Below are 24,589 nucleotides of genomic sequence, written 5' to 3'. Positions count from 1 at the left end.
AATAGAAATTTTATTTAGATAATTTTTTTGATAGATCGCCGGTAGCAATTATAGTTTCAATTGCTGATAATCGCTGTTCGATTAAAGTTGTCGTTTTATTTACGGATGCTTTATACGAATCATTTTCGGCTTCAAGACGTTCAGATATGTTTATCAAGCCTTCTTTATATTGTTTTATGGCAAGATTTAAGTTGTTTCCGGCTACTTTTTCCTGTTGTTGCGTAATGTCAATTTTTTGAGTCAGAACACTATAATCGACAAAGTTTTTTTCGAGAAGCAATTCGAGTTTTTCTTTGGTATCGTCAATCTGATTTTGAACTTGTTCTATATTTATTTTGGCTTCATGCACTTTATGTTTTCTTTCAAAACCTGAAAAAACTTCCCATTTCATTGCGGCACCTACCACCCAGTTGTTGCTAATCGTTGCTTCGTTTAATCCTAAATATAATGCTTGATTTATTCCGGTAATGATTGGGGTTGTAGCATTTGCATCGAATAGGCTTGAATACGAAACTCCTCCAAAAGCACCTAGAGTGGGTAAGTATGTACCTTTTTCTTTTTTTAATAAATATTCGTAAGCAGTTTTAAAAGACTCCAAAGCTTTTATTTCCTGTTTGTTTTGCGTGCTCAATTTTTCGTCTGTAATTAAATACGGAACCAAATTGTATTGAACATGCTCAATTTCGGTAGTGGAATATCCTGTCAGGTATTGAATTTTTTTATAAACTAGTCTTCGTTTTCCGTCTAGTTCAATTTTTTTAGAAGCCAGTTCTAGTGATGCTAATTTAATTTTGTCTCTGTCATACGGAACGGCAAGTCCTTGTTCGATAGCTTTTGTAACACGTTTGGTTTCTGTTTCCAATCGGTTTTCGCTATCTTTTATTAGTTGGTCTATTTGTTTTAAGAGCTCAAGTTGGTCAAATGTATTAATGACATCTTTTATGATTTGATCTTTCTCAGATTCTTTTAAAAACTCAGTTCCTTTGGTTTTTTCGTGAATAGCTTTGGCTCCGTTCGGGATTTGCATTCCGCTAAAGAGAACTGTTTTAGCCATGACACTTCCGTTAAAAATGTTTCCATAATTTTTAAAAGCCGTTTTTCCATCAAATAATGGATAATTTACAATAGGTATGGTAGCCGTAGGAAGATCGACGGTTAGTTTATTATCAAAATAAGTATAAAGAGCACTGGCTTCTAAAGTTGGGATGTACTTGTTCCAGACGCTTTTTTCCTGAAGATTTAATTTCTCAATATCCAGGTCTTTGTTTTTTAAGGAAACGCTCTTTTCTATTGCTTTGTTTATAGCCTCTTCCAGAGTTGTCGAAACTTCGATCTGGCCGTAGCTGTAAGTCAATGAAAGAAAGAAAATGAAAATAGGTAAATGTTTTCTCATCGTAATTTTGTTTCTTAAGTTGTAATAAATCTTAAACAGTATTTTGTAAGATATTATAAAAGGCAGATATCTTAATTGAAGAAGTATTTACAAAGTTAGAATATTAATCTTACATTAAATGCTTTGTGATCAGTAAATTGGCAGAGACAGAGAATGTTGCAACTGTTTTTGATCTCAATTATAGAAAGTTTTCTAATGATGTTAAATTCTTACGTTTTTTTTATATCTTAGTCATCATAATCCGGCTTAACTAAATATTAACATGAAAAAGAGCTTCTTATTTTTTGCTATTGTAATGAGCGGTTTATTTAGCCTTTCTGCATTTTCTCAAACAGATAACGAGCCTGTTGCTTTAGGTTTACCGGGCGATAATCTTAATTTGTATGCGGTACTGGATATTTTTCAAAAATCTAAAACTTTAGAGGATTTCGAAAAATCATTAAATGATCCGGATAATAAGGTAAATAATTTAGACTTAAATAATGATGGAGAAATCGATTATATCGAGATCGAGAGTCATAAAGAAGGTAATACACATGTAATTGTGCTTCAGGTTGCTGTAAATAATAACGAAACTCAGGATGTCGCTGTTATCGAAGTTGACAAGGATAAAAAGAATAATATACATGTTCAGGCCATTGGCGATGAAGATTTATATGGTAAAAATTATATTATAGAACCTTCGGATAATGTTTCAGGCACGCCAAATCCCGGTTATAAAGGTGATGGTACTGTAATTGTAAATAATAACACGACCAATAATTATAATACAACAACCAATAATCCAAGTTATGTAAGTACAAGTGTAAGTGCATGGCCAGTAGTATTATTTTTATTTTCGCCAATATATGTCGCTTATAGATCTCCGTGGCATTGGGGATATTATCCTTCTTACTGGCGTCCTTGGCGTCCGGTTTACTACCATGATTATTGGGGATATCACGGACATTATTACAGAAGTCCTTATTATCGCAGAACGGCAGTTGTAAGAAATCCAAGATATTATAATAATTATGCGTCAAGAAGAAATACATCTGTAATCGTTAGGGATAACAGAACTAACGGACGTTATAATACGACCTACAATGGCAGGGATTATAAAAGACCAGCTCCGCTTACTTCTACAAGACCAACGCGACCAGGGAGCACAACGCGACCGGGAAATACAACAAGACCTGTAACGCGTCCCACTAACCCATCGACAAGACCGGGAAATACAGCGAGACCTGTAACGCGCCCGACTAATCCATCGACAAGACCAGGAAATACAACAAGACCAGGAAATACAACAAGACCTGTAACACGTCCGGTAAATCCCACGAATCCTTCAACGCGACCTGCTGTAAGACCAACTCAGCCTACAACAAGGCCAACTACACGACCAGTTACGCCAACTAATCCGACTACGCGCCCGGCTGTTAGACCAACACAGCCCGTAACTCGTCCTGCGGCAAGACCAGCAACGACGAGACCGGCAAACGGAAGTTCAAATAGAAGATAGTAATTCAGGTTTTTAATAATTGCTAATATTGGCTTAATTTTTTAGTTGTGATGCTTATGAGTAAAAATTTACACATAATAATTGTTTTTTTTATAATACCACTTTTCATGAATGCTCAAACGCTTACTACACCAGCAGCAACAGATGAGAGTAGTGTTAAGTATCCTCAGTTTCAATTTAAAGGTCTTTTGCAGGCCAGATATTTAGAAAGTTTTGGTGAAAATGTAGATGTTTTGGGAGTTCATCATTCGACTGGTGAGGTTACTCAAAGTTCGTTTGATATAAAAAGAATGCGTGTAGGACTAAATACAAAACTAAGTGAAGCTACAGAAGTTGTGATTTTAGTAAATCTGGCCGATTTTAAATCAGATCCTAAAGGAAAGGTTCTTGAAAATGCTTATGCGAAATATACTTTTAGTAAATATTTAGCTTTAACCGGAGGTCAGTTTCGTCCGGCATTTGGTATTGAGGAATTAGTTCCGGTAGATATTATAAAATCATTTGATTTCTCTAATCAGTATTATGAGTTTGGAAAAAACGGATGGACGAGTTTTCAAATCGGAGCATCTGCAACCGGATCTGTTGATATTGGTAAAATCCCTGTGAGTTATGCTGTTTCTGTTTTAAACGGTAATGGAAGAAATCAGGAAATGGACAATGATAACGGAAAACAATATGCTACAAGATGGGTTTTTGGATTATCAAAAGTGCATAAAATAAATTTGGGTCTTAATGGAGGAATTGGAAAAAGGTCTGATCAAAAAGTTTTTGCCGTAGGGGCAGATATTACCAGTGATTTTAAGCTTACAGATAAATTTACTTTTGATTTGCAAATTGAATATAAACAGGGAACAAACCAAAATTTATATTTTTCTTTGCCTCCGGAAGGCAGAACGGCGAAAATTGATGATTACCAAATGCGCGGTATTTATTTTTTACCTAATCTAAGATATCTCGTCGACTATAAAAAACTGACCTCACTGGAACTATCATGCCGATTTGAATCCTTTGATAATAATTTTAAAACAAACTCAAATTTAAGGACAACTTATACGCCAATGATAAGTCTGGAATTTGGTAAAGCATATACAGGCAGGATTGAGATGGGATTTGAAATCGATAAATTCGATAAAGATATTCCTAATTCAGCGTACTATAGTGACAACTTATTTATAATTCAGTTTCAGTGCAGACTTTAGTTTAATTTAATTTTCATCTTATGAAAGAAGTAAAAATTCCCCAAGCCATAATAACACTTGTAGTTGGAATTGCAATTTGGCTAATTCCGGCACCGGATGGCGTAGTTATCGAAGCCTGGCATTTATTTGCCATTTTTGTCGCCACCATTTTAGGGATTATTTTAAAGGCGGCGCCAATGGGAACCATGTGTATGATTGCTATTGCATTAACAGCTTTTTCGCAGGTTTTGGCTCCGGGCGAAGCAGGAAAATCAGTTACTTTGGCATTAAGAGGTTTTGGAGATAAAGTAATCTGGCTTATCGGAATTTCGTTTTTTATCGCAAGAGGATTTATTAAAACAGGTTTAGGAAACAGAATCGCTTTCCTGTTTATTAGAATATTCGGAAAAAGTTCCCTTGGTTTGGCTTATGGTTTAGGATTGGCTGATTTAGTTTTGGCTCCGGCTGTTCCAAGTAATACCGCAAGGGGAGGAGGGATTATTTATCCTATCATGAAATCGATGTCAATGAGTTTTGGTTCGATGCCTGATCAGCCTGAAACACATAGAAAATTAGGATCCTATCTTACTTTAAGCAGTTATAATGCCAACTTAATAGCGTCGTCTATGTTTCTGACCGGAACAGCTAGTAATCCTATGTGTCAAAAATTTGCACTTAATCTAGGAATCAAAATTAGTTGGATTTCGTGGGCAACTGCAGCTATCGTTCCGGGTTTGGTGGCTTTTTTTGTAATTCCTTTGGTATTATATAAAATTTATCCGCCGGAGCTAAAGAAAACGGGAGATGCTCCGCAAATTGCAGCTCAGAAACTAAAAGAAATGGGGGCAATAACACGTGATGAATGGATGATGTTGCTGACTTTCTTTATCTTATTGTTTTTGTGGATGACCGGCGATTTATTTTCTATCGATGCTACCACGACGGCATTTATTGGTCTGGTAATTTTATTGCTTACTTCGGTTTTAACCTGGGAAGATGTAAAAGCCGAAAAAGGTGCGTGGGATACCATTGTTTGGTTTTCGGTTTTGGTCATGATGGCCAGTTCGCTCAACGAATTAGGTTTTATAGGCTGGTTTAGTAATTTGGTAAAAGCAGAAATAGGCGGTTTAAGTTGGCAAATGGCTTTTCCGATTATTATATTGGTATACTTTTTTAGCCATTATCTTTTTGCAAGTGCAACCGCACACGTCGCTGCGATGTATGCGGCATTACTTGGTGTTGGTATTTCGTTAGGGATTCCGGGTTTGCTTCTTGCTTTTATGCTTGGTTTTGTAGGGTCAATCTACGGAACTTTAACGCATTATGGTCACGGTCCGGCACCTGTTTTCTTTGGGAGCGGCTACGTCGATTTAAAAAGTTGGTGGGTCAAAGGGTTAATTACCGGATTAACAATGTTGCTTATTTACATGGTAATCGGTGGATTATGGCTAAGACTTATTGGCTACTTTTAAAAATTAAATTCTAATTCCGGGAGGAAGTAATTCCTTGTATTGAGGATTTTTTTTGATGAATAATACAATTCTTGGATGAATAGGCATTAATCTGAATTTCTTTTCTATAATAAGTTCCATGATGTTTTTAAGTACTACATCAATTAATGCTTGATTGTCAAAACCTTCTGGTGAGTTGATTTTGGTGAGAAAGATTTTCTTTTCCTGAAACGAATATTCAACAGAAAGTAATCCTTCAGGGACTATGGTTTCAAATTGTCTTGCAAAAGTATTGTCTTTGATTTCCATAGTTTCAATAGGTTCCATATTAGTCATGTTTTTTGGGGATTGAATTAAAAAAATAATAGAAAAAGAACGTTAATAGTATTGTGCAAAAGGTCTTGGAAGGATCTTTTGATATTGGTTATAATGACTGCAAAGGTAATCATTTGATTTTCAATATAAAATTATTTTTTGATAGTCGTGTGAAGGCTTGGATTAACTGTGCTTTTTTGTAAAATTATTTTGTTTAAATTAATTATGGTGCAAGATTTGCAGTCTATATTGCTAAAAAAAGTAATTTTAGCTTGAAATTAAAAGCTGTAACCATAATCTGTTTCTATTAAAATGAGTAAAATTCCTGTATACTTTATGCCTGGTTTAGCAGCTAGTCCTGCTATTTTTGAAAGAATCAAATTAGATGAATCTGTTTTTGAGGTTTGTTTGTTAGAATGGGAAATTCCGCAGGCAAAAGAATCTTTATCTGATTATGCGCTTCGGATTTCGAAGAATATCAAACATGAAAATCCGGTTTTAATTGGAGTTTCGTTTGGGGGAATTCTGGTTCAGGAAATTGCAAAACATATCAATGCCCGAAAAGTAATTATTATTTCGAGTGTGAGAAGTAATGTCGAATTTCCGAGAAGAATGAAAATTGGTAAAACGACAAAAGCCTACAAGCTGATTCCGATGAAGTTGATTTTGAATATCGAAAATCTGGCAAAATATTCCTTTGGAGAAAAAATCAATAAACGAATTAAATTATACGAGAAGTTTTTAGCCGTTCGCGATCTTAAGTATTTGCAATGGGCGGTAGAATCGGTTATTTTATGGGACAGAAATGAAATTGATCCCAAAGTGATTCATATTCATGGTGATCAGGATGATGTTTTTCCTATAAAATATATCAACAGTTGTATTGTCGTAAAAGGAGGAACCCATATTATGATCCTGAATAAATACAAATGGCTGAATGAGAATTTGCCTTCGATTATATTGGAGGATTAGAAAACTTTAAAATCCCAATTTTTTTTTAAATTTCAAATTCCAAATGTTTGTCGGTTAAAACCTTTGTCAAAGTTTAAAACTTTGACAAAGGTAGTTGCGCAATCTGTGCACAAAGTTATTTCGCAAAATCTTGTCACAGGAATGACAAACTAGACGCAAAGGTACAAGACTATAATTTCTTTTTGAAAACAGGTGCCCTAGCCCTGATAGAAGCGGTATCCTTTTTCTTGCTCCTTTAGCAAGGAAAAGATACAAGCGGATAGCAGGAAATAGCTTCTAATTCAATTCCAAATTTTAAAAATCTAAAATCTAAAATCTAAACTCTGCAATCTAAAATAAAAAATCCCAAATACCATTAATTGGAATTTGGGATTTTAAAATATTTGTAATTTAAAGAAGTTTAGATTTTCTTCATTTGATCTTTCATCATTGTGATTTGCTCTTTCAACATGCCTTGTTTGTCAAGTTTCTTAGCTTCGTTCAATAAATTAGTTGCTTCAAGTTTTCTTCTTCTTGACATTGCAACTCCGGCAAGGTTTAATTTTGCTACGGCTAAATCCATATCCATTGATAGTCCAAGTTCGATCGCTTTTTTGAAATGTTTCTCGGCCTGGTTGATATTCGTTTGAGATAACATGATTCCGTGAAGGTAATTAAAGTATCCTTGTTGTTTTCTAACTAAAGCCGCTTCCGGGTTTTTGATGTATGCCAGCCATTTTTTGGCACCTTCGAAGTCTTGTTTTCTTAATTTAAGGAAGGCTAAAAGGATAAATTCGTTTTTAAAGTAAAGAAAAATCGGAATTGCCGTCAATAATATAAGGAAGATTCCGTTCCCGATATTGCTTTCGGTAAATTGCCAGATGCCAGCAACTACAAGAAGTCCGGCTAAAATAAGTTTAATATTTTTGTGAAACATAATAGATGTATATTTGTGATTGCAAATATAGTAAAATGAATTAAAAATATTTTTATTAAAGTACTTGCCAGAAAAAAAAGTCTTTGTATATTTGCACTCGGTTTTGGAATAACGATATACAAAACAGAAAAACAGATAATAGACACCATTTTAAAGATACAAAGCAATGAGCAAAAGAACATTTCAACCATCGAAAAGAAAAAGAAGAAATAAGCACGGATTTATGGACAGAATGGCTTCTGCGAATGGAAGAAAAGTTCTGGCGCGTAGAAGAGCTAAAGGAAGACATAAATTAACTGTTTCTAGCGAACCTAGACACAAAAAATAATGTTTGTATAAACATACATAAGGCGATTACTTTTTTAGTATCGCCTTTTTTTATACCTTGTCGGTAAAAAAAAATGTAACATTCTAGTTTCTAAAGCACTGTGAATGTTTTTGAATGCATATAATAACTACACAATACAAATAAAATGCCTAAAGACACATCAATAAAATCAGTTTTAATAATAGGGTCAGGACCTATTGTTATTGGTCAAGCTTGCGAATTTGATTATGCAGGTTCTCAATCTGCACGTTCTATTCGTGAAGAAGGAATTGAAGTTATCTTGATAAACTCAAATCCAGCGACTATTATGACCGACCCAACAATGGCCGATCATGTATATTTGAAACCTTTAACTACAAAATCGATTATTGAGATTCTGAAAGAACATCCACAAATTGATGCTGTTTTGCCAACAATGGGTGGGCAAACGGCTTTGAATTTATGTTTGGAAGCTGAAGAAAAAGGAATCTGGCAGGATTTTGGAGTAAAATTAATTGGAGTTGATGTAAACGCAATCAATATTACTGAGGATAGAGAGCAGTTTAAACAACTTTTAGAAAGAATTAATGTACCAACTGCGCCTGCAAAAACTGCTACTTCATACTTAGAAGGAAAAGAAATTGCTCAGGAATTTGGTTTTCCGCTTGTAATTCGCCCTTCGTTTACGCTTGGAGGAACCGGAGCAGCAATTGTTTACAAAAAAGAAGATTTTGATGAGCTTTTAACTCGCGGACTTGAAGCTTCGCCAATTCACGAAGTTTTGATCGACAAAGCTTTGATGGGGTGGAAAGAATATGAGTTAGAACTTTTAAGAGATAAAAATGATAATGTGGTGATCATTTGTTCGATCGAAAATATGGATCCAATGGGAATTCATACTGGAGATTCGATTACAGTTGCTCCAGCAATGACATTATCAGATACAACATTCCAGAAATTACGTGACTATGCCATCCTGATGATGCGTAGTATTGGTAATTTTGCAGGAGGTTGTAACGTGCAATTTGCAGTTTCACCAGACGAAAAAGAAGATATCGTAGCAATCGAGATTAATCCTCGTGTGTCTCGTTCTTCTGCATTGGCATCTAAAGCGACTGGTTACCCAATTGCTAAAATTGCTTCTAAACTGGCTTTAGGATACAACTTAGATGAATTGCAAAACCAAATTACAAAATCAACTTCGGCTCTTTTTGAACCAACTTTAGATTATGTAATTGTAAAAATACCACGTTGGAACTTTGATAAATTTGAAGGTGCCGACAGAACTTTAGGTCTTCAGATGAAATCTGTTGGTGAGGTAATGGGAATTGGACGTTCGTTTCAGGAAGCATTACACAAAGCAACTCAATCTCTTGAAATTAAGAGAAATGGTTTAGGTGCTGACGGAAAAGGATATAAAAACTACGAAGAGATTATCGAGAAACTAACTTTTGCAAGTTGGGATCGTGTTTTTGTAATTTATGATGCTATCGCAATGGGAATTCCGTTGAGCCGCATTCATGAAATTACTAAAATCGATATGTGGTTCCTTAAACAATACGAAGAGCTTTATACTTTAGAGAAAGAAATTTCGAATTATAAGATATCTAATCTTCCAAAAGAACTTTTGCTTGAAGCGAAACAAAAAGGTTTTGCCGACAGACAAATTGCTCATATGGTAAATTGTTTAGAAAGTGAAGTACATACTTTGCGTATGGATCAAAATATTAACCGTGTGTTTAAACTGGTTGATACTTGTGCAGCTGAGTTTAAAGCAAAAACACCTTATTACTACTCAACTTTTGAGGCTGAAATCGAAAAAGCAAATGGTGAGCGTTATGTAGATAACGAAAGTGTTGTAACCGATAAAAAGAAAATCATAGTTCTTGGTTCAGGACCAAACAGAATTGGACAGGGAATTGAATTTGATTATTCTTGTGTACACGGAGTTTTAGCTGCTAAAGAATGTGGTTATGAAACGATCATGATTAACTGTAATCCTGAAACGGTTTCGACTGATTTTGATACAGCTGATAAATTATACTTCGAGCCGGTTTTCTGGGAACATATATATGACATTATTCAGCATGAAAAACCAGAAGGTGTTATTGTGCAGTTAGGTGGACAGACAGCTTTGAAATTGGCTGAAAAACTATCTAAATACGGAGTGAAAATCATCGGAACTAGTTTTGATGCACTTGATTTGGCCGAGGATAGAGGACGTTTCTCAGATTTATTGAGAGAATTGCATATTCCTTTCCCGCAATTCGGAATCGCTGAAACGGCTGACGAAGCTTCTGCTCTTGCAGATACTCTTGACTTTCCGTTATTGATTCGTCCTTCTTATGTATTAGGAGGTCAGGGAATGAAAATTGTAATCAACAAAAAAGAATTGGAAGAGCACGTTATCAACTTATTGAAAACGATTCCAGGAAATAAATTACTTTTGGATCACTATTTAGCCGGAGCAATCGAAGCTGAAGCGGATGCAATTTGTGATGCTGATGGTAATGTGTATATCATAGGAATTATGGAGCACATCGAACCTTGTGGAGTTCATTCTGGAGATAGTAATGCTACTTTGCCTCCTTTTAACTTAGGGGAATTTGTAATGCAACAAATAAAAGATCATACAATAAAAATTGCAAGAGCTTTGAAAACTGTTGGTTTAATCAATATTCAATTTGCAATTAAAGATGATACAGTTTATATTATCGAAGCAAATCCTAGAGCATCGAGAACGGTACCGTTTATTGCAAAAGCTTACGGAGAACCTTATGTAAACTACGCTACAAAAGTAATGTTAGGATATAATAAAGTAACTGACTTTGACTTTAATCCGCAATTGAAAGGTTATGCGATCAAACAACCGGTTTTCTCTTTCAGTAAATTCCATAATGTAAATAAAGCATTAGGACCAGAAATGAAATCGACAGGAGAAAGCATCTTGTTTATTGATGACTTAAAAGACGATCAATTCTACGAATTGTATTCTAGAAGAAAAATGTATTTGAGTAAATAATCTCAAATCCTGTTATAAAAAAAGCTCCAATGAAAAATTGGAGCTTTTTTAGTTTTATAGTATGTTGATTTTTTAAAAAGAGATCAGGTATAGTTTTTACAACATTCAATCTTTATTCTTAATAAGCAAAATCATATTTAAAATTAAAAGTACCATCTGTTACTTTTGTTGTAATAGGGTTTGAAGTGCTTACTGGTTTTGAGTCGTCTTCAACGCAACTAAATGAAAATGTACCTGCAAGGTTTTTTGCACTTAAGTCAATCGAAGTTATTGATATATTTCCTTCAATTACCTCCTGCATATTTTCTTTACTCAAAGCCATCGAAACTTCAATCTGTGTTTTTGAGGCGTCATATGTGCTTTTAGTAATAGTATAGCTGCCTATTTTAAGATCGCTTCTTTTAATGTAAAGTCTAATTTCTTCTAATCCTTTTCTTCCTACTAACTGAATATATTCTGTTTCCGGATAATAAGTAAATAATGGTTTAGTAGCAAAATTTGAGTTAAATGGGTTGTTAACTTCCCATAATTTACCATCGACTTTTGCTGTCATTGCAAATTTTGAGGTTGGTACAGTAGGATTTTCCGGATTTTCTTCGCTGCTATTATCGCTTGAGCAGCTGTTTAATACAAGAATTAAAAATAATAAGAAGGTTTTTAAAGTAGTTTTCATCAATGATTTTTAAATGTTAATTAAGGGATAAATGTAGATTAATTTTTGTTAATATTTAATTTTATAATACACTATTTCGTAATAAAAAAGCTCCAATTAAGGAGCTTTTCGATTTTGTTAATTTGGAAGTTATTTTGCTTGATTATAATTTTATGAGATTATTCATTTTTGCTAAATGCCATATTGTCTCGCGTATTTTTTTGCACTGAAATTGCACCAAACAATGCTAATAAAAATGCAAATGCATAGAAACCTTTTTCGCTTGGTAAAATAGTCGCATTTATTAATCCGATGGTTAATAAAGCAATGGATAATAATGTACCAAACCAACAAATTCCATAATAGATATTTGTTACAGGAAGATTTTCAAGTCTGTCTCTAACACTTTTTTGTAATGATACTACACCAAATAAACCGAACATTAGAACGGTGAAATAATATCCTTTTTCATTTAATAACATTTCGGCTCTTGCAAGCCCAACTATAAATCCAACTGTTCCAGCTCCAAGAGCTACCCAAGATGCCGCGATAAAAGCGACCGAAGTTTTTTGTACCATGTTTTTTTTAATTCGTGTTTTGGTTAGGCGCAAATATAATTAAATTCAGTTCAGATTAGCGTAAAAACAAATAAAAATTACACAGTATAATCTTTCAAAAATGTATAAAAAAAGCTCCAAAAATATGGAGCTTTCTCGTTTAAAGTAAGATAGATGTATTATTTAATCAATTGCTGCAAAGGCTTCAATTGTTCCATGTCGATTTTGGATTCTTTTAGAACCGACATTAAAGTCATGATATTATTCGGGTTCATGTTTTCGCCTAATACGCGAACTACTGCAAAACCGTTTTCTTTTCTGTTAGCAAAAACGACAAACTCTTTGATATTGTCATCAGAACCTACATAACTTATTGATGCTCCATCTTTACCAGAGCCAAAACTCATCAATTGCTGGTATTTTGGATCTTTTAGAATTGCTTTGACTTTGGCTCTTTCTGCTTCAAACTGAACCTGATTGGTAGCATTTGCTTTAAAAGCCAGTATGTTCATCTTGTCAAATGATTTTAAAGCCTCGGTTTGTTCTGCAGATAGTTTTGTTTTCTCTACGTTTAAAATACTCGGCGAAACATCAAGAGCAATAAAGTTTTTATTATCTGTATTCTCTACAAAATATTTCTGCAATGAAGGATTAGAATTACAACTTACTAAAGTCAGTAATACTAAAAGGGCTGAGGTAAAAATGTTGGTTTTCATCTTATTTTTTGCTTTTAGAGGCTTTTTTTAGATCAGCACCACCCGGAAGTTTCATCTTATCTGTAAGTACTGAAATTTCGTTGATATCAAAATTACCTGTTAGTGATAATAAAACAGTTTCGTCGTTTTTAGCACCATCAACGTACATTAATAATTCTCTTATTTGAGAATCTGAAGCTCCTGATTTTACAGAGATTTTAACGTTTCTGCCGCCATCATTAATTCGCATTAATTCTTCTAATCCTGCCGTTTTTACATATTTGTCAGCAGAGGCTTTCATGTCGGCTTCAATTTTAGGATTTTTAGTAGTAAACACTTTTAAGTTGTCTAATTTTTTAATGAGATTGATGTATTGTTGTGTTTCTTTATCAGAGGGATCAGCTTTTACTTTACTCATTAAATCAAACATTTTTTTGTTTACAATTACAGAGGTTACATCGTCCTGACCATCAAATTTGTCAAATGCTCCCTGTGCATAAAAAGTAGTGGTAACGAATGCGAAAACTAGTGTTATGATGAAATTTTTCATTTTGATTGATGTTTTATTGTTTAAAAATTTTATTTTTTGATTGTTCATATTCATTAATGTATTGTACACTTCCAATACCTACATTAACATTGCTTGATAATAAGGCCAAAGCTTTTTGCGTTGCTGCTAATGCTTCTTCCGGATTATCGTAGGTTCCTAGTTCTGTTTGCGCCACAGCCGGAGCTGCATTTTTTTCGCTTACATAAAAATAGGTTCCAACTCCTAGTAAAACAACAACCGAAGCCGCAATCGATAACCAAGCCACATTTCGTTTTTTAGTTTTTAGTGGTATGTCCTGCGTCGATTTTTGTTCTTTTACCTGAGAGAAATAACCAAACATAGGTTTGTATTGCTCTAAATGCTGCGCAACATTTGATGAAGAAAAGTATTCTTTTAATTGATTTTCTTCGGCAATACTTGTTTCTCCCTGAAAGTATTTTTCTAATATATTTTCTATTTTATTGAATTCCATAACTGTGTGTGTTAACCATTGATTCTCTAATTTTTTTTCTCGCTCTCGAAAGTGCTACCCGAATAGCTGTTTCATTCATGTTGACAATTTTCGCAATTTCATCAAATTCATATTGTTCAACATCGCGTAACTGAATTAATATTTGTAATTGTTCGGGCAACTGACTTATAATTTTCTCTACCCATTCTAAGCTATTCGAATCCTCTAATTTTTTATCCAGCTGAGGTTCCCGGTCGGTATAGTTATTATGTACAATTTGAAGATTTCCGGCCCTTTTCGATTTTAACTGATCCAGACAATAATTTTTTGTCATTGTCATTGCTAATGCTTCTACACTGTTATAAGAATCTAAATTTTCTTTTTTATTCCATAATTTAACTATTACTTCCTGCGTAGCATCTTCGGCCTCTTCTGTACTGGTTAATAATCTTTTTGCCAGACGAAAAACTTTGTCTTTAAAAGGATTTATTAATTCTATAAACACATTCTGATTCATAAAATTGGTTGGTTATTCGTTAGCTTATATAGTCAAGACGAGGCACTATTATTTTTGTTACAGGGCAGATGTAAATTTTAATAAAAAAAATACATAAAAAATAATTAATGTTAAAACTAAAGATACTATTTTTACGTTAATACTACATAGATACCTACTATATGAAAACAATTTTAAAGAGCGTACTGTTATTATTTTTGCTTGCCTTTTCTTTGCAATCTTGTGAGGATCAGGATGATGTTGCCGCTCCGGCTGATTTGCAGGTGAAAGATTTCATTTGGAAAGGGCTAAATCAATACTATTTGTGGCAAGCCGATGTGCCTAATTTAGCCGATGACCGTTTTAATAATAATCAGGAAGCATTAAATTCTTTTTTACGAGGGTATTCTCAACCGGAAGATTTATTTCAGGCTTTATTGAATAAACCTATTAGCAAATTCCCAAAAGGTCAGGCAATTGATCGTTTTAGCTGGATAGTATCTGATTATACTGTTTTAGAACAGGAACTTCAGGGAACTACAAAAAATAATGGTGTCGATCTTAGATTAAGTTATAAACTAAATAGTACAACTGACTTAGTTGGTTATGTACGTTATATTATTCCTAATTCTGATGCTTCAGGAAAAGGAATCAAACGTGGTGATCTTTTTACGGGAATAAACGGCACTCAACTTACAGTTTCAAACTATCAATCTCTTTTGGCTGCTGATAGTTATACGCTAAATATGGCTGATTTTAATGGAACAAGTTTTGAGCCTAACGGAAAAACTATTTCGTTAGTGAAAACAACTTTAGATGAAAATCCTATTTTTATCAATAAAGTGATTACTTCAGGAAGTCATAAAATAGGTTATTTAATGTATAATGGTTTTTATGCGAATTACGATGCACAGCTAAATGCTGCTTTTGCCGAATTGAAATCGCAGGGAATTACAGATCTTGTACTGGATTTACGATATAATGGTGGTGGTTCTATACAAACTGCAACGCGTTTGGCAAGTATGATTACGGGTCAGTTTGCGGATAAGATTTTTGCTAAAGAAAAGTGGAATGCTAAGATAAATGCAGCTTTTGAAATTGATAATCCGGAATTTCTAAATAATCGTTTTGTAGATAAGCTAGACGGAGCAGCAATAAGCAGTTTAAATTTATCTAAAGTATATATTCTAACAACCACTGGTACTGCTTCTGCGAGTGAATTAGTGATAAATGGTTTGGTACCTTATATTTCAGTAGTTCAGATAGGAGAAACAACAGTGGGTAAAAACGTTGGTTCTGTTACATTATATGATTCTCCAACTTTTGGAAAAGCAAAAAGAAATCTAAATCATAAATATGCGATGCAGCCTTTGGTATTGAAAATCGTAAATGCTGCTGATTTTGGAGAGTATACAGATGGTTTAAAACCAACTTATGAGCAACTGGAGCGTATTACTAATCTGGGTGTTTTAGGTGATACATCAGAACCGTTATTAAGTGTTGCTATTTCGCAAATTACAGGAGCAACGGGTAAAAAAGCGCAACTGGATAAAGGTATAGCTCTAAAGAATTTTACAGATACTAAAGCGATGGATGGTATAAGAAATCAGATGTATGTAAAAGATGCTCCGGAGGGACTTTTAAAAGCATTAAAATAATAAACATAAAAAAGGCTTTCAGAAGTGAAAGCCTTTTTTTATCCAAAATAATAAACTAATTCTATTCTTAGGTTAGTTGTTAAAGTAAAATCCGTTTGGATTAACACCTACGCTAAAATCATTAGCAAGTTTTCCTGTTAGAGAATAGATATAAATATCTCCATTATCCACACCATTTACTCTGTCTGCAACATATATTTTGCTGTTTTTTACTGCTAAACCATAAAGTGAAGTCACCTCAGTAGCTTTGAAAATTGGAGCTGTTGGTAAAGTTGTAGCGCTTGTAGAAAGAGAGTAAATATTACTATCAATAGTGTAATATAATTTATCGTTTTCAAGGTCTAAAAATCCAGGATGTGTTATGCCTTCAAAACTAAGAGTAGAGGTAACAGTATTACTGCTTAAACTCACCTTTACTAATTTACCAGCTGTTTGGGTAGGAGCGTAGTTAGGATATCCTTCACATAAAATATACAAGCTTCCATTATCTTTTACCAATGCTGACGGCATATCACCTACTACAAAGTTAGTTACTACTGAGTTAGTTGCAGAATTAATTACAGTTAATGAATTTCCGAAGTTGTAACCTCCTTTGTGCGTTACATAAAGTTTACCACCGTTTTCAATTATTTTTTCAGGTCCTTCAACTACAGGAATTTTAGATGTTATAGTGTTTGTAGCAAGGTCAAGAATCCCTACGTAATCATCATTAGCATCTTCTCCTACTCCCCAGTTTGTAATATATCCTTTTCCATTTGCAAAAGCGATATATCTAGGGTTTTTGATACTTGCAGTAATAGTAGCAACGCTCTTGAAAGTATATCTGTTTACTACCTCAATTTTATTAGAATTATTTACAACCAGATAAGCAAAGTCTCCATTAAAACCAATGCATTGAATAATGTCGTTTGTTGTTTTTTCAGGATTTAATAAAGAAAAAACATTGTTTTCAATTTTTAAATCATCTGATAGATAAGATACATTTCCATTAGATTTAAGAAATTGACCTTCATTTGCAATAAATAATCCTCCTTCGTAATTTCCACGAGGTTCCGGTGTAGTATCATCATTATCACTGCTACATGACACAAAAAATGCCGAGCTTAGTATGACAGTTAAAAATAGTTTGTTAAATCTTTTCATTGTATTTAAAAATTAAGGTTTATGTATATTGTATAATTTCTTCCCGGCATTTGTCTGCTGGCAACGGGTTGGTAATTTTTATTCCAGATATTTAAAGCCTGTATTCCAAGTTTATAACTGTTCTTTTTTCCAAAATCGTAATCAATACCAATATTTCCAATATTGTAATCTTTTACTTTACTTGCAGGATTATTAAAAGGCGTTGTATAAGCATCTCCGTTGTATAAATATTGAAAATAAGAAGATACTTTTTTCCAATTATAAGAAACAGATCCTGTTAGTTTATGGTAAGGAACATAAATCAATTGCTTGTAAACAGATTCTCCTTTTATTAATTGTTTACTTTCAGAAACTGTATAAGCGTAAGTTCCGTTAACCGTAAAATGGTTGTTTCCTATTTTTGGTCTCCATTCTAATATTATTTCGGCACCATAAGCCCTTACTTTATCTGTGTTTTCGGGTGACCATGCGCCGCCGCTTCCCTCAGTTGGAACCCAGCGTAATAAGTCTTTGATGGAATTATAATAGGTGGTTAGTGAAACAGAAAAATTCTTTGTAAAAAACTCATTGCCAATTTCTGCCTGATAAGAAGTTTCAGGTCTTAGATCAGGATTACCGCTTCCTTCCCAAAACAAATCATTGTATGTAGGCATTCTGAAATTTTTTGAAGCATTAAATTTCACACGATAAAAATCAGTGAATTGATAACGTGTTCCAAAAGAAAACAGGAATGGATTTCCAAAATTATCGGTTACTTCCTGACGTATGCTGGCATTATAATCCCATTTGTCAGTCACCAAATGACTCAATAATAAACTAGCCGAACCAACTTCTCTTTTTGCATTATCGATGCTCGACCCATATCCTTTATTACGAGTGTAATCAACAATAGTGTTTAGTTTGATTTTATCATTTACATCAAAAGCCAAATCATATTTTATGATAGAAGTTTCAACTTTACCATATGTAAATAGTTCAGAATCTATATTGCTAAAATATTTATACGATTCCCCAATATGCGCCAATTTCAATTTTGATGTAAAACGATTGAATAAACTTTCCCATTCTAATAAATTTCGGGTGTTAAAATCGTTGTATTTTGTTTTGCTTTCTGTGGGTGTAATTAACGAAAAATGACGTTCTGCATCATAAAACTGGCTGTATGCTTTTATGGTGTTTTTAGCATCTATTTTATACCCAAAAGTGGTGTTCATGCTGGTATTATAATATTCACCATTTATGTTTCTCTGATCTGTTGTGCCTGGATACTTAAAATCATTATCAGAGCTATTTCTGGAAATATTTACCTGTAGACTATATTTATCAGAAGATGCGTTAATGCGATAGTTGGCACTCAAAGTATTGTAACTTCCCAGGCTAAAAAATACCTGATTCGAAAATTCATTTTTAAATCTCAAATCATTATTAAGGTGAATGCTTCCGCCGATTGCACTGCTCCCGTATAAAACGCTTCCTCCACCAGCTTTGACAGCTATAGAATTAAAATCTCTTGTTCCAACGGTATTGAAATCCGTCTGACCTAAAAATTGTGAATTAATGTTTATACCATTCCAGATAACTGCAGTTTGTGCCGCAGTAGTTCCTCTAAAAGAAGGTCCGGATGTCATACCAAGACCATTTTCCTTAAAATAAATGACAGTATTGTAATTTAAAAGAGATGTTAAAGAAGATGCATTTTTATTGATAACCGAATCATTCAATATTTGAACCGATTGTGATGTGGAGTACTTTTTAAGATTAACATCAGATACAATAACTTCTTTTAAGTTATTAATAGTATCTCTCTGCGCTACAATAATCTGGCACAAGAACAATAAACAAAAAGCAAAAAGTTTTTTCAAAATCATAATTTCTAAACTCTTTTTCCCGAGAGCTCGATATTGGTTACAAAGGCAGGTCTCCTGGCTTGCGTCTTGTTGTTTACCTTCCCGTTCGCGGGGGCGAGCAGTGGTTTGTAGTTAACAACAATCGTTCTTTTTTAGAACTAAGCTTACAGTTGCGGGTACAGCTCAAGATTTGATTATTACTTGATTCCCTTTTAATGTGTTTCGAAATAACACAACCTTAATTATTTGCAAAGATAAAGTTAAAAATGTCGAATTTTCTAATTTGTTTCACTATTAAGAATAAATTCTAAACAAAACGTATTTAAAGTGCTATTTTTATTACCTCACCAAAATCTACCTTGTTATTAAAAGCATCTTTTAGCGACAGGGAAGTACGATGACATAAAATGCTGCGAATTACTCCAGCGTGCGCTACAATAATGATAGGTTTTGTAATTTCCTTTGAAATTTGAGATAAAAAATCACCAACCCGTTCGTGTAATGCTATAAACGATTCGCCATTGGAAACGCTAATATTTACAAAATCCTCCATCCAGGGATTAAGCTGCTCCGGCGAAATTTCATTCCAGTTTTTCATTTCCCAATCGCCAAAATTCATTTCCATCAAACGATCTTCTTTTTCAAATGAAATTGCTTTAATGTTATTTTGAATGTATTGTGCTAAAATCACACAACGTTTTAGTGGACTGGAAAAAATTATTGCTTCAGAAGGTAATTGCGAAACAATATTTTCAAAAACAGACTCAAAAGGTTCTGCTAAACCCACATCCGATTGTCCGTAGCAAACTCCTTTGTCGCAAATCGTTTCGGTGTGGCGAACTAGATAAACTTCCATATCAAAAGAATACTTAAATAATAAACAACCTCGCAAACCTGTTGTGTCGCACCAAGGCAATCTCCCGTGTAGCCATCAATCCATTTCTGGAAATAACGCGCTAGAAAAAATCGCGTTATAAAAACCGGAATTAAAGCCAAAAGGAATTTATGTTGAAAATAAGAGAAAACAAAAAGAGGAAGTAATCCGAAGAAAAACGAACCAAAAACTTCTTTCCAGGAATGGTTCTTAGCTATAGGTTTACTTTTACTCGAAGCATCGTCTCTCGAATATTCATGCGTAAAAATAATAGAGATGGCTGCCAAACGGCTCAAAGCATGCGCTGAAACAAATAAAATAAAAACCTGAAAAAAGGCTATAGAATTATCTCCTTTGAAAAGCGAAACAGATTCTGAAAGTAATTTGAATTTTAATAAAAAAAGTAAAACCAAACCAATCGCTCCATAAGCACCAATAGCGCTGTCTTTCATAATGATCAGGATTTTTTCTTTGGTCCAGCCTCCGCCAAAACCATCACACACATCTGCAAAACCATCTTCATGAAAAGCTCCGGTGATAAGAACAGAAATAATTAAGGCAAAAATTACCGCAGTTTCTACAGAAAGAAAAAGAGAAAAAAGATAAAAAGCCAGAAAAGAAATACTGCCAACAATCCAGCCAATTAAAGGAAAATAACGAGTCGCCTTGTTTAAATAATCAGGATGATGGTCAATGTTTTTTGGACACGGAATTCTGGTGTAAAACATTAAAGAGGTAAAAAAAATATGTAGTTCTTTTTTCATTTAAAAAATGTAGAGTTATTAGGCTAAAGCCATTTTGTTTGTCAATTAATATTTAATCAACATCTAAAGATGTTGGCTATTCAAATCTCGATTGTTTTAAAATTTTATTCTTATATACGAATATGTTTTTTGAATAGCCCCCAGATTTATCTGGGGTTATTCTATTTAGGGTTAGAAAGGCTTTAGCCAAATTCTAATTGTTTATTTTTTTTTGAAGCTTCATAAATTCTTTTTCATTTATAGGATATAGAGTTATTCGGCTAAAGCCATTTTGATTATCAATATTATGTAACCAACATCTAAAGATGTTGTCTATTCAATTTAGATTGCTGATATTTTCATTATTAATATTAATGCGTTTTTTTTTGAATAGCCCCCAGATTCATCTGGGGGTATATATTTAAAGTTAAAAAGGCTTTAGCCAAATTTTATTTATTGTTTTTGAAATCCAAATTTTCTAATAATCTCGTTGTACTCTTCCTGAAAAGTTTTTTTCTTATGATGACTTTCTTGATTTTTAATATAATCCCTTACTTTATCTACTAAAGATTCTGAAACTGAAACCGCAAAATATTCATCTTGCCACTCAAATTTTTCTTTTGTCAATTTATTTTTATTAATCCAAAATGAAGATTCGCCCTTAAGTAATTGTATTATTTTTTGAATATTTTGATCAACTCCTAAAGAAATTAGACAATGGCAATGATCTGAATATCCATTTATAAAATCAACATAAATTCCTTTTTCTTTTGCGTTCTCTCTAATATGATTCCAAACTTTTTGTCTTAATTCTAATGAATCTAAAAATGGAAATCTGTTCTTTGTACCCCAAACAAAATGGATGTACACTTTTATTAATGGCATAATTATAATGTTTTTTCTTACTTAACGAGAAAATGCCACTAAAATTACTTCCTACTAATGCCAGCACTTTCAAAACTTGCCATATCATTCAAAAAAGTTTCAGCCGATTTTAAAACAGGGAAAGCAATCGCACAACCTGTTCCTTCTCCCAAACGCAAATCCAGATTTAAAATAGGTTTTGCATCTAAATGATCAAGAAGCTTTTGGTGGGCTTTCTCGGCAGAACAATGACAGAAAACGGCATTGTTTTTAATGTCAGGATTTATTTTTGCAGCAATCAAAAAGGCGACGCTGCAAATAAAACCATCAACCAAAATCAGCATTTTATTATCAAAAGCAGTCAACATTCCGCTGGCGATTTGTATAATTTCAAAACCTCCAAAATAGGCGAGCTGTTGTTTTAATTCGGCTTGACCGGAATAATTTTCAATCGCTTTTTTTAGAATGTTTTGTTTTTCAGTTAATTTTTTATCTTCAATTCCCGTTCCTTTTCCAACACAATCTTCGATAGGTAAACCCGTTAAAAGACTCATTAAAACCGAAGCTGTAGAAGTATTTCCAATTCCCATTTCGCCAAAGCCAATGCAATTAGATCCAGTTTTAGCAATGCCTTCAACAATCGATTTTCCTTTTTCGAAACACAATTGCAATTCGGTTTCGCTCATGGCAGGAATGTGTAAAAACGACTGCGTTCCTTTTGCAATTTTGGCATGAATCAAATTCGCATTTGTGGGGAAATCATAATTTACCCCGGCATCTACAATCGATAACCGAATATCATTTTGATTACAAAATACATTTATTGCTGCACCGCCTTCCAGAAAATTACCTACCATTTGTCGCGTAACATCTTGCGGATAAGCGCTCACACCATGATTCGCAATACCGTGATCAGCTGCAAAAACTATTATATTAGGATTTGTTATTTTCGGATTCAGAGTTTCAAAAACCGTTGCCATCTGAAAAGCCAGTTTTTCCAAAGTTCCTAAAGACCCAATAGGTTTGGTTTTAGAATCTATTTTTTCCTGTAAAAGTCTACTGAAATCAGGTTTTGGTTCAGCCGATTTTTTAACTTTTAGATTAAAATCTACAATAGAATTTTTAGTAACGTTTTTAATTTCGGTACAAACCGGAGCTTCAGATTTTTGTTTCCAATGCAATTGTTGCAACATTGGTTGGTTGTCGTAATTGGTTGCGGGTTTTCCAATACAGAAATAACCCAAAGGCTCTATATTTTCAGGTAAATCAAGAATCTTTTTGAACTGATAATAATCTAAAATCGAAACCCAACCCATGCCGTAACCTTGTTCCGTGAGCGAAAGCCAGATATTCTGCGCCGCACAAACCGAACTAAATTTTACCGCTTCGTTACTGCCCACAGTCCCAATCGTAAACTGATTTAGAACCGATCGATCATACGCAATAATAAGTCCAATTGGCGCTTCTTCGATTGCTTCAAGCTTCAACGATTTGTAATGCTCTTTTTGTTCGGGATTATCGGTAAGTTCTTCAGCCTTTTTATTGTAATCTAAAAACAGATTTTTTACAGCCGTTTTAACTTCATCAGACTTAATAATAAAATAGCGCGTAGCATCTGTCAATCCAACAGATGGCGCCCAATGTCCGGCTTGTAAAGCTTTCTCAATCACTTCATCAGGAACTTCATCTGCAGTAAAATGTCGGGTGTCTCTGCGCGATTTTAAAATATCATCTAAGTAGCTCATAAATTCTTCAAATTACAATTTTTAAATTCCAAATTACAATTCAATAGCAATATCAATTGCAAAAATCAATTGCAATTTGAAAATTTAAAGATTAAAGTAAAGATAAAGTATAAGGTTGGAATTTGGAATTTAAAAATTGAAATTTGAAGTTTTGGATTTTTGACATTGCAATTGTCATTGATATTAATTTTTGCAATTGTCAGCCTTTTATCTTAACCGGAATTCCTGAAACCATCAAAACCACCTCATCAGCATTCGAAGCCAGAAACTGATTCATCCAGCCTTGCAATTCGGTAAATTTTCTGCCAATATGAGTTTCGGCATGAACGCCCATTCCAATTTCGTTGGTCACAATAATCAGTGTAGCATTTTTTTGATTGGCGATCGAAAGAAACTCTTTTTTAGCTTCTTCCAAACTCAAATTCACATCAAAGTTATGATCGGTAAAAAAGTTGGTTAGCCAGAGTGTCACGCAATCAATCAGTGCTATTTTTTCGGTAAAATCAATTTTACTCAAGTATTTTTCCTCTTCAATATTCGTCCATCGTTCATCACGTTCTTGTTGATGACGGTCGATTCTATTCTGGAAATCGGCATCCCATTTTCTGGCTGTTGCTACATAAATTGGTGAATCTGTAAGTTGTAAAGCCATGTTTTGGGCATAACTGCTTTTTCCTGATCGTTCGCCTCCGGTAATTAGGTAAATCATTTTTTTTGTGAATTGTTAGTTGTGAAATGTGAATTATTATGGCGTTCCCTTCGGTCGGGCTATCCGCTTTATCTTTTATTTTTTTTAAAGGAAAAAAATAAAAGGATATCGCTTCTATCCCTAACGCAAAAGTCAGTCGTGTAAAAAACAGCTATAAACTTATAACTCATAATTAATAACTCATAACTAATAAGGACAATGTTTACAGTCGTTTCCGCAGCAAGTTCCTCTTTTTAGGTGAAACCAGGCTTTAAAAACATAATTGCCATTTTCTATATAATAATCGATTCCTTCAATCAGCTTTTCTTGTTTGGGTAAGGCTGTCGCTTTGTTTATAAGCGCTTTTTGAGGTGTCATTGTTTCTACATAAGCATCAATTTTGTCTTCGCAAGCTTCTTTAAAGCAAATCGGACATAGGCAATCGCCTCCTTCAGAAAGGTTAAAAATAGGAGGGAAGTCATTGCACCAACACTTGCTTTCTTCTGAAATATCTCCACAACTAAAAGAGGATTCGCAGCTAGAGCAAATTTTTGTTTTTATGCTATTCATA

The 24,589-nt window shown here is 33.8% G+C and carries 24 protein-coding genes and 1 riboswitch; of the genes, 7 read left to right on the top strand and 17 right to left on the bottom strand.

Features of this window, described 5'->3' with window-relative positions; translation table 11 throughout:
* Positions 1-10: 10 nt before the first annotated feature.
* Positions 11-1,393 (bottom strand): TolC family protein, encoded by a 1,383-nt coding sequence (locus LNP81_RS00735; RefSeq protein WP_230032673.1) that lies wholly within the window; start codon positions 1,391-1,393, stop codon positions 11-13.
* A 262-nt stretch (positions 1,394-1,655) separates the two neighbouring features.
* Here LNP81_RS00735 and LNP81_RS00730 point away from each other — a divergent pair, with 262 nt between their 5' ends.
* From LNP81_RS00730 to LNP81_RS00720, 3 genes are all read left to right on the top strand, one after another.
* Entirely contained in the window at positions 1,656-2,894 is a 1,239-nt protein-coding gene (locus LNP81_RS00730) for a hypothetical protein (RefSeq protein ID WP_230032670.1), read from the top strand.
* 107 nt (positions 2,895-3,001) lie between these two features.
* Entirely contained in the window at positions 3,002-4,093 is a 1,092-nt protein-coding gene (locus LNP81_RS00725) for a porin (protein ID WP_230032668.1), read from the top strand.
* 20 nt (positions 4,094-4,113) lie between these two features.
* The gene (locus LNP81_RS00720; RefSeq protein WP_230032666.1) at positions 4,114-5,544 is read left to right on the top strand and encodes an anion permease; all 1,431 of its coding nucleotides are present in this window, start codon (positions 4,114-4,116) and stop codon (positions 5,542-5,544) included.
* 3 nt (positions 5,545-5,547) lie between these two features.
* Here LNP81_RS00720 and LNP81_RS00715 read toward each other — a convergent pair whose 3' ends face one another.
* Complete coding sequence (locus LNP81_RS00715; protein WP_228520454.1) at positions 5,548-5,859, bottom strand: GNAT family N-acetyltransferase; 312 nt, start codon at positions 5,857-5,859, stop codon at positions 5,548-5,550.
* Between the two features lie 291 nt (positions 5,860-6,150).
* On the opposite strand from LNP81_RS00715, the gene LNP81_RS00710 reads away from it, so the two are divergent.
* Entirely contained in the window at positions 6,151-6,810 is a 660-nt protein-coding gene (locus LNP81_RS00710; protein WP_230032665.1) for an alpha/beta hydrolase, read from the top strand.
* Between the two features lie 400 nt (positions 6,811-7,210).
* Here the strand turns inward: LNP81_RS00710 and LNP81_RS00705 are convergent, their stop codons facing one another.
* Positions 7,211-7,726 (bottom strand): hypothetical protein, encoded by a 516-nt coding sequence (locus LNP81_RS00705; protein WP_035682014.1) that lies wholly within the window; start codon positions 7,724-7,726, stop codon positions 7,211-7,213.
* A 166-nt stretch (positions 7,727-7,892) separates the two neighbouring features.
* On the opposite strand from LNP81_RS00705, the gene rpmH reads away from it, so the two are divergent.
* Positions 7,893-8,054 carry a 50S ribosomal protein L34 gene (gene rpmH, locus LNP81_RS00700; RefSeq protein ID WP_008464848.1) on the top strand — a complete coding sequence of 54 codons (162 nt, stop codon included), beginning with the start codon at positions 7,893-7,895 and terminating at the stop codon, positions 8,052-8,054.
* 145 nt (positions 8,055-8,199) lie between these two features.
* Positions 8,200-11,055 carry a carbamoyl-phosphate synthase large subunit gene (carB, locus tag LNP81_RS00695; RefSeq protein ID WP_230032664.1) on the top strand — a complete coding sequence of 952 codons (2,856 nt, stop codon included), beginning with the start codon at positions 8,200-8,202 and terminating at the stop codon, positions 11,053-11,055.
* Positions 11,056-11,173: 118 nt separating this feature from the next.
* Here carB and LNP81_RS00690 read toward each other — a convergent pair whose 3' ends face one another.
* From LNP81_RS00690 to LNP81_RS00665, 6 genes are all read right to left on the bottom strand, one after another.
* Positions 11,174-11,728, bottom strand: a complete 555-nt coding sequence (locus tag LNP81_RS00690; RefSeq protein ID WP_230032651.1) for a Riean_0653 family protein — start codon at positions 11,726-11,728, stop codon at positions 11,174-11,176.
* A gap of 158 nt (positions 11,729-11,886) precedes the next feature.
* Positions 11,887-12,285, bottom strand: a complete 399-nt coding sequence (yiaA, locus tag LNP81_RS00685; RefSeq protein ID WP_230032649.1) for an inner membrane protein YiaA — start codon at positions 12,283-12,285, stop codon at positions 11,887-11,889.
* A gap of 158 nt (positions 12,286-12,443) precedes the next feature.
* Positions 12,444-12,980: a DUF4252 domain-containing protein gene (locus LNP81_RS00680; RefSeq protein ID WP_230032647.1), complete on the bottom strand. Its 537-nt coding sequence runs from the start codon at positions 12,978-12,980 to the stop codon at positions 12,444-12,446.
* 1 nt (position 12,981) lies between these two features.
* Positions 12,982-13,509 carry a DUF4252 domain-containing protein gene (locus LNP81_RS00675; RefSeq protein WP_230032641.1) on the bottom strand — a complete coding sequence of 176 codons (528 nt, stop codon included), beginning with the start codon at positions 13,507-13,509 and terminating at the stop codon, positions 12,982-12,984.
* A gap of 13 nt (positions 13,510-13,522) precedes the next feature.
* Positions 13,523-13,981: a hypothetical protein gene (locus LNP81_RS00670; protein ID WP_230032639.1), complete on the bottom strand. Its 459-nt coding sequence runs from the start codon at positions 13,979-13,981 to the stop codon at positions 13,523-13,525.
* Complete coding sequence (locus tag LNP81_RS00665; RefSeq protein WP_194616771.1) at positions 13,968-14,477, bottom strand: RNA polymerase sigma factor; 510 nt, start codon at positions 14,475-14,477, stop codon at positions 13,968-13,970. Before LNP81_RS00665 ends, LNP81_RS00670 begins: the two co-directional genes overlap by 14 nt.
* A gap of 161 nt (positions 14,478-14,638) precedes the next feature.
* Here LNP81_RS00665 and LNP81_RS00660 point away from each other — a divergent pair, with 161 nt between their 5' ends.
* On the top strand, positions 14,639-16,114 hold the full coding sequence (locus tag LNP81_RS00660; protein ID WP_230032636.1) for a S41 family peptidase: 1,476 nt from the start codon (positions 14,639-14,641) through the stop codon (positions 16,112-16,114).
* Between the two features lie 72 nt (positions 16,115-16,186).
* On the opposite strand, the gene LNP81_RS00655 is transcribed toward LNP81_RS00660, so the two are convergent.
* From LNP81_RS00655 to LNP81_RS00620, 8 genes are all read right to left on the bottom strand, one after another.
* The gene (locus LNP81_RS00655) at positions 16,187-17,257 is read right to left on the bottom strand and encodes a YncE family protein (RefSeq protein WP_230032630.1); all 1,071 of its coding nucleotides are present in this window, start codon (positions 17,255-17,257) and stop codon (positions 16,187-16,189) included.
* Between the two features lie 5 nt (positions 17,258-17,262).
* The gene (locus tag LNP81_RS00650) at positions 17,263-19,125 is read right to left on the bottom strand and encodes a TonB-dependent receptor plug domain-containing protein (protein WP_230032628.1); all 1,863 of its coding nucleotides are present in this window, start codon (positions 19,123-19,125) and stop codon (positions 17,263-17,265) included.
* 27 nt (positions 19,126-19,152) lie between these two features.
* Positions 19,153-19,360: riboswitch (cobalamin riboswitch) on the bottom strand.
* Positions 19,361-19,426: 66 nt separating this feature from the next.
* Complete coding sequence (cobC, locus tag LNP81_RS00645; protein WP_230032626.1) at positions 19,427-19,960, bottom strand: alpha-ribazole phosphatase; 534 nt, start codon at positions 19,958-19,960, stop codon at positions 19,427-19,429.
* A complete protein-coding gene (locus LNP81_RS00640; RefSeq protein WP_230032623.1) occupies positions 19,945-20,742 on the bottom strand; it encodes an adenosylcobinamide-GDP ribazoletransferase in 798 nt (265 codons plus the stop codon). Before LNP81_RS00640 ends, cobC begins: the two co-directional genes overlap by 16 nt.
* A gap of 432 nt (positions 20,743-21,174) precedes the next feature.
* Positions 21,175-21,606: an IS200/IS605 family transposase gene (gene tnpA / locus LNP81_RS00635; RefSeq protein ID WP_230032620.1), complete on the bottom strand. Its 432-nt coding sequence runs from the start codon at positions 21,604-21,606 to the stop codon at positions 21,175-21,177.
* A 44-nt stretch (positions 21,607-21,650) separates the two neighbouring features.
* The gene (gene cobT / locus LNP81_RS00630; protein WP_230032615.1) at positions 21,651-23,330 is read right to left on the bottom strand and encodes a nicotinate-nucleotide--dimethylbenzimidazole phosphoribosyltransferase; all 1,680 of its coding nucleotides are present in this window, start codon (positions 23,328-23,330) and stop codon (positions 21,651-21,653) included.
* A gap of 199 nt (positions 23,331-23,529) precedes the next feature.
* On the bottom strand, positions 23,530-24,039 hold the full coding sequence (gene cobU / locus LNP81_RS00625; RefSeq protein WP_230032613.1) for a bifunctional adenosylcobinamide kinase/adenosylcobinamide-phosphate guanylyltransferase: 510 nt from the start codon (positions 24,037-24,039) through the stop codon (positions 23,530-23,532).
* 186 nt (positions 24,040-24,225) lie between these two features.
* Positions 24,226-24,588, bottom strand: coding sequence for a C1orf53 family protein (locus LNP81_RS00620; protein WP_230032611.1), 363 nt, complete (start codon positions 24,586-24,588; stop codon positions 24,226-24,228).
* Position 24,589: the final 1 nt, after the last annotated feature.

The sequence above is a fragment of the Flavobacterium piscisymbiosum genome, from assembly GCF_020905295.1.
Taxonomy (GTDB): domain Bacteria; phylum Bacteroidota; class Bacteroidia; order Flavobacteriales; family Flavobacteriaceae; genus Flavobacterium; species Flavobacterium piscisymbiosum.
The sequence above is the reverse complement of the archived record's forward strand: the minus strand, read 5'-3'. Positions and strand labels throughout refer to the sequence as shown.

What these genes read in the sequence shown, in the direction of transcription:
- cobU (WP_230032613.1), bottom strand. Translation starts at nt 24,039, where the DNA reads ATGATTTACCTAATTACCGGAGGCGAACGATCAGGAAAAAGCAGTTAT.
- LNP81_RS00650 (WP_230032628.1), bottom strand. Translation starts at nt 19,125, where the DNA reads ATGATTTTGAAAAAACTTTTTGCTTTTTGTTTATTGTTCTTGTGCCAG.
- yiaA (WP_230032649.1), bottom strand. Translation starts at nt 12,285, where the DNA reads ATGGTACAAAAAACTTCGGTCGCTTTTATCGCGGCATCTTGGGTAGCT.
- LNP81_RS00655 (WP_230032630.1), bottom strand. Translation starts at nt 17,257, where the DNA reads ATGAAAAGATTTAACAAACTATTTTTAACTGTCATACTAAGCTCGGCA.
- LNP81_RS00620 (WP_230032611.1), bottom strand. Translation starts at nt 24,588, where the DNA reads ATGAATAGCATAAAAACAAAAATTTGCTCTAGCTGCGAATCCTCTTTT.
- LNP81_RS00640 (WP_230032623.1), bottom strand. Translation starts at nt 20,742, where the DNA reads ATGAAAAAAGAACTACATATTTTTTTTACCTCTTTAATGTTTTACACC.
- LNP81_RS00680 (WP_230032647.1), bottom strand. Translation starts at nt 12,980, where the DNA reads ATGAAAACCAACATTTTTACCTCAGCCCTTTTAGTATTACTGACTTTA.
- LNP81_RS00710 (WP_230032665.1), top strand. Translation starts at nt 6,151, where the DNA reads ATGAGTAAAATTCCTGTATACTTTATGCCTGGTTTAGCAGCTAGTCCT.
- cobT (WP_230032615.1), bottom strand. Translation starts at nt 23,330, where the DNA reads ATGAGCTACTTAGATGATATTTTAAAATCGCGCAGAGACACCCGACAT.
- LNP81_RS00665 (WP_194616771.1), bottom strand. Translation starts at nt 14,477, where the DNA reads ATGAATCAGAATGTGTTTATAGAATTAATAAATCCTTTTAAAGACAAA.
- LNP81_RS00660 (WP_230032636.1), top strand. Translation starts at nt 14,639, where the DNA reads ATGAAAACAATTTTAAAGAGCGTACTGTTATTATTTTTGCTTGCCTTT.
- LNP81_RS00690 (WP_230032651.1), bottom strand. Translation starts at nt 11,728, where the DNA reads ATGAAAACTACTTTAAAAACCTTCTTATTATTTTTAATTCTTGTATTA.
- LNP81_RS00675 (WP_230032641.1), bottom strand. Translation starts at nt 13,509, where the DNA reads ATGAAAAATTTCATCATAACACTAGTTTTCGCATTCGTTACCACTACT.
- cobC (WP_230032626.1), bottom strand. Translation starts at nt 19,960, where the DNA reads ATGGAAGTTTATCTAGTTCGCCACACCGAAACGATTTGCGACAAAGGA.
- LNP81_RS00730 (WP_230032670.1), top strand. Translation starts at nt 1,656, where the DNA reads ATGAAAAAGAGCTTCTTATTTTTTGCTATTGTAATGAGCGGTTTATTT.
- LNP81_RS00705 (WP_035682014.1), bottom strand. Translation starts at nt 7,726, where the DNA reads ATGTTTCACAAAAATATTAAACTTATTTTAGCCGGACTTCTTGTAGTT.
- tnpA (WP_230032620.1), bottom strand. Translation starts at nt 21,606, where the DNA reads ATGCCATTAATAAAAGTGTACATCCATTTTGTTTGGGGTACAAAGAAC.
- LNP81_RS00720 (WP_230032666.1), top strand. Translation starts at nt 4,114, where the DNA reads ATGAAAGAAGTAAAAATTCCCCAAGCCATAATAACACTTGTAGTTGGA.
- carB (WP_230032664.1), top strand. Translation starts at nt 8,200, where the DNA reads ATGCCTAAAGACACATCAATAAAATCAGTTTTAATAATAGGGTCAGGA.
- LNP81_RS00670 (WP_230032639.1), bottom strand. Translation starts at nt 13,981, where the DNA reads ATGGAATTCAATAAAATAGAAAATATATTAGAAAAATACTTTCAGGGA.
- LNP81_RS00715 (WP_228520454.1), bottom strand. Translation starts at nt 5,859, where the DNA reads ATGACTAATATGGAACCTATTGAAACTATGGAAATCAAAGACAATACT.
- LNP81_RS00725 (WP_230032668.1), top strand. Translation starts at nt 3,002, where the DNA reads ATGAATGCTCAAACGCTTACTACACCAGCAGCAACAGATGAGAGTAGT.
- LNP81_RS00735 (WP_230032673.1), bottom strand. Translation starts at nt 1,393, where the DNA reads ATGAGAAAACATTTACCTATTTTCATTTTCTTTCTTTCATTGACTTAC.
- rpmH (WP_008464848.1), top strand. Translation starts at nt 7,893, where the DNA reads ATGAGCAAAAGAACATTTCAACCATCGAAAAGAAAAAGAAGAAATAAG.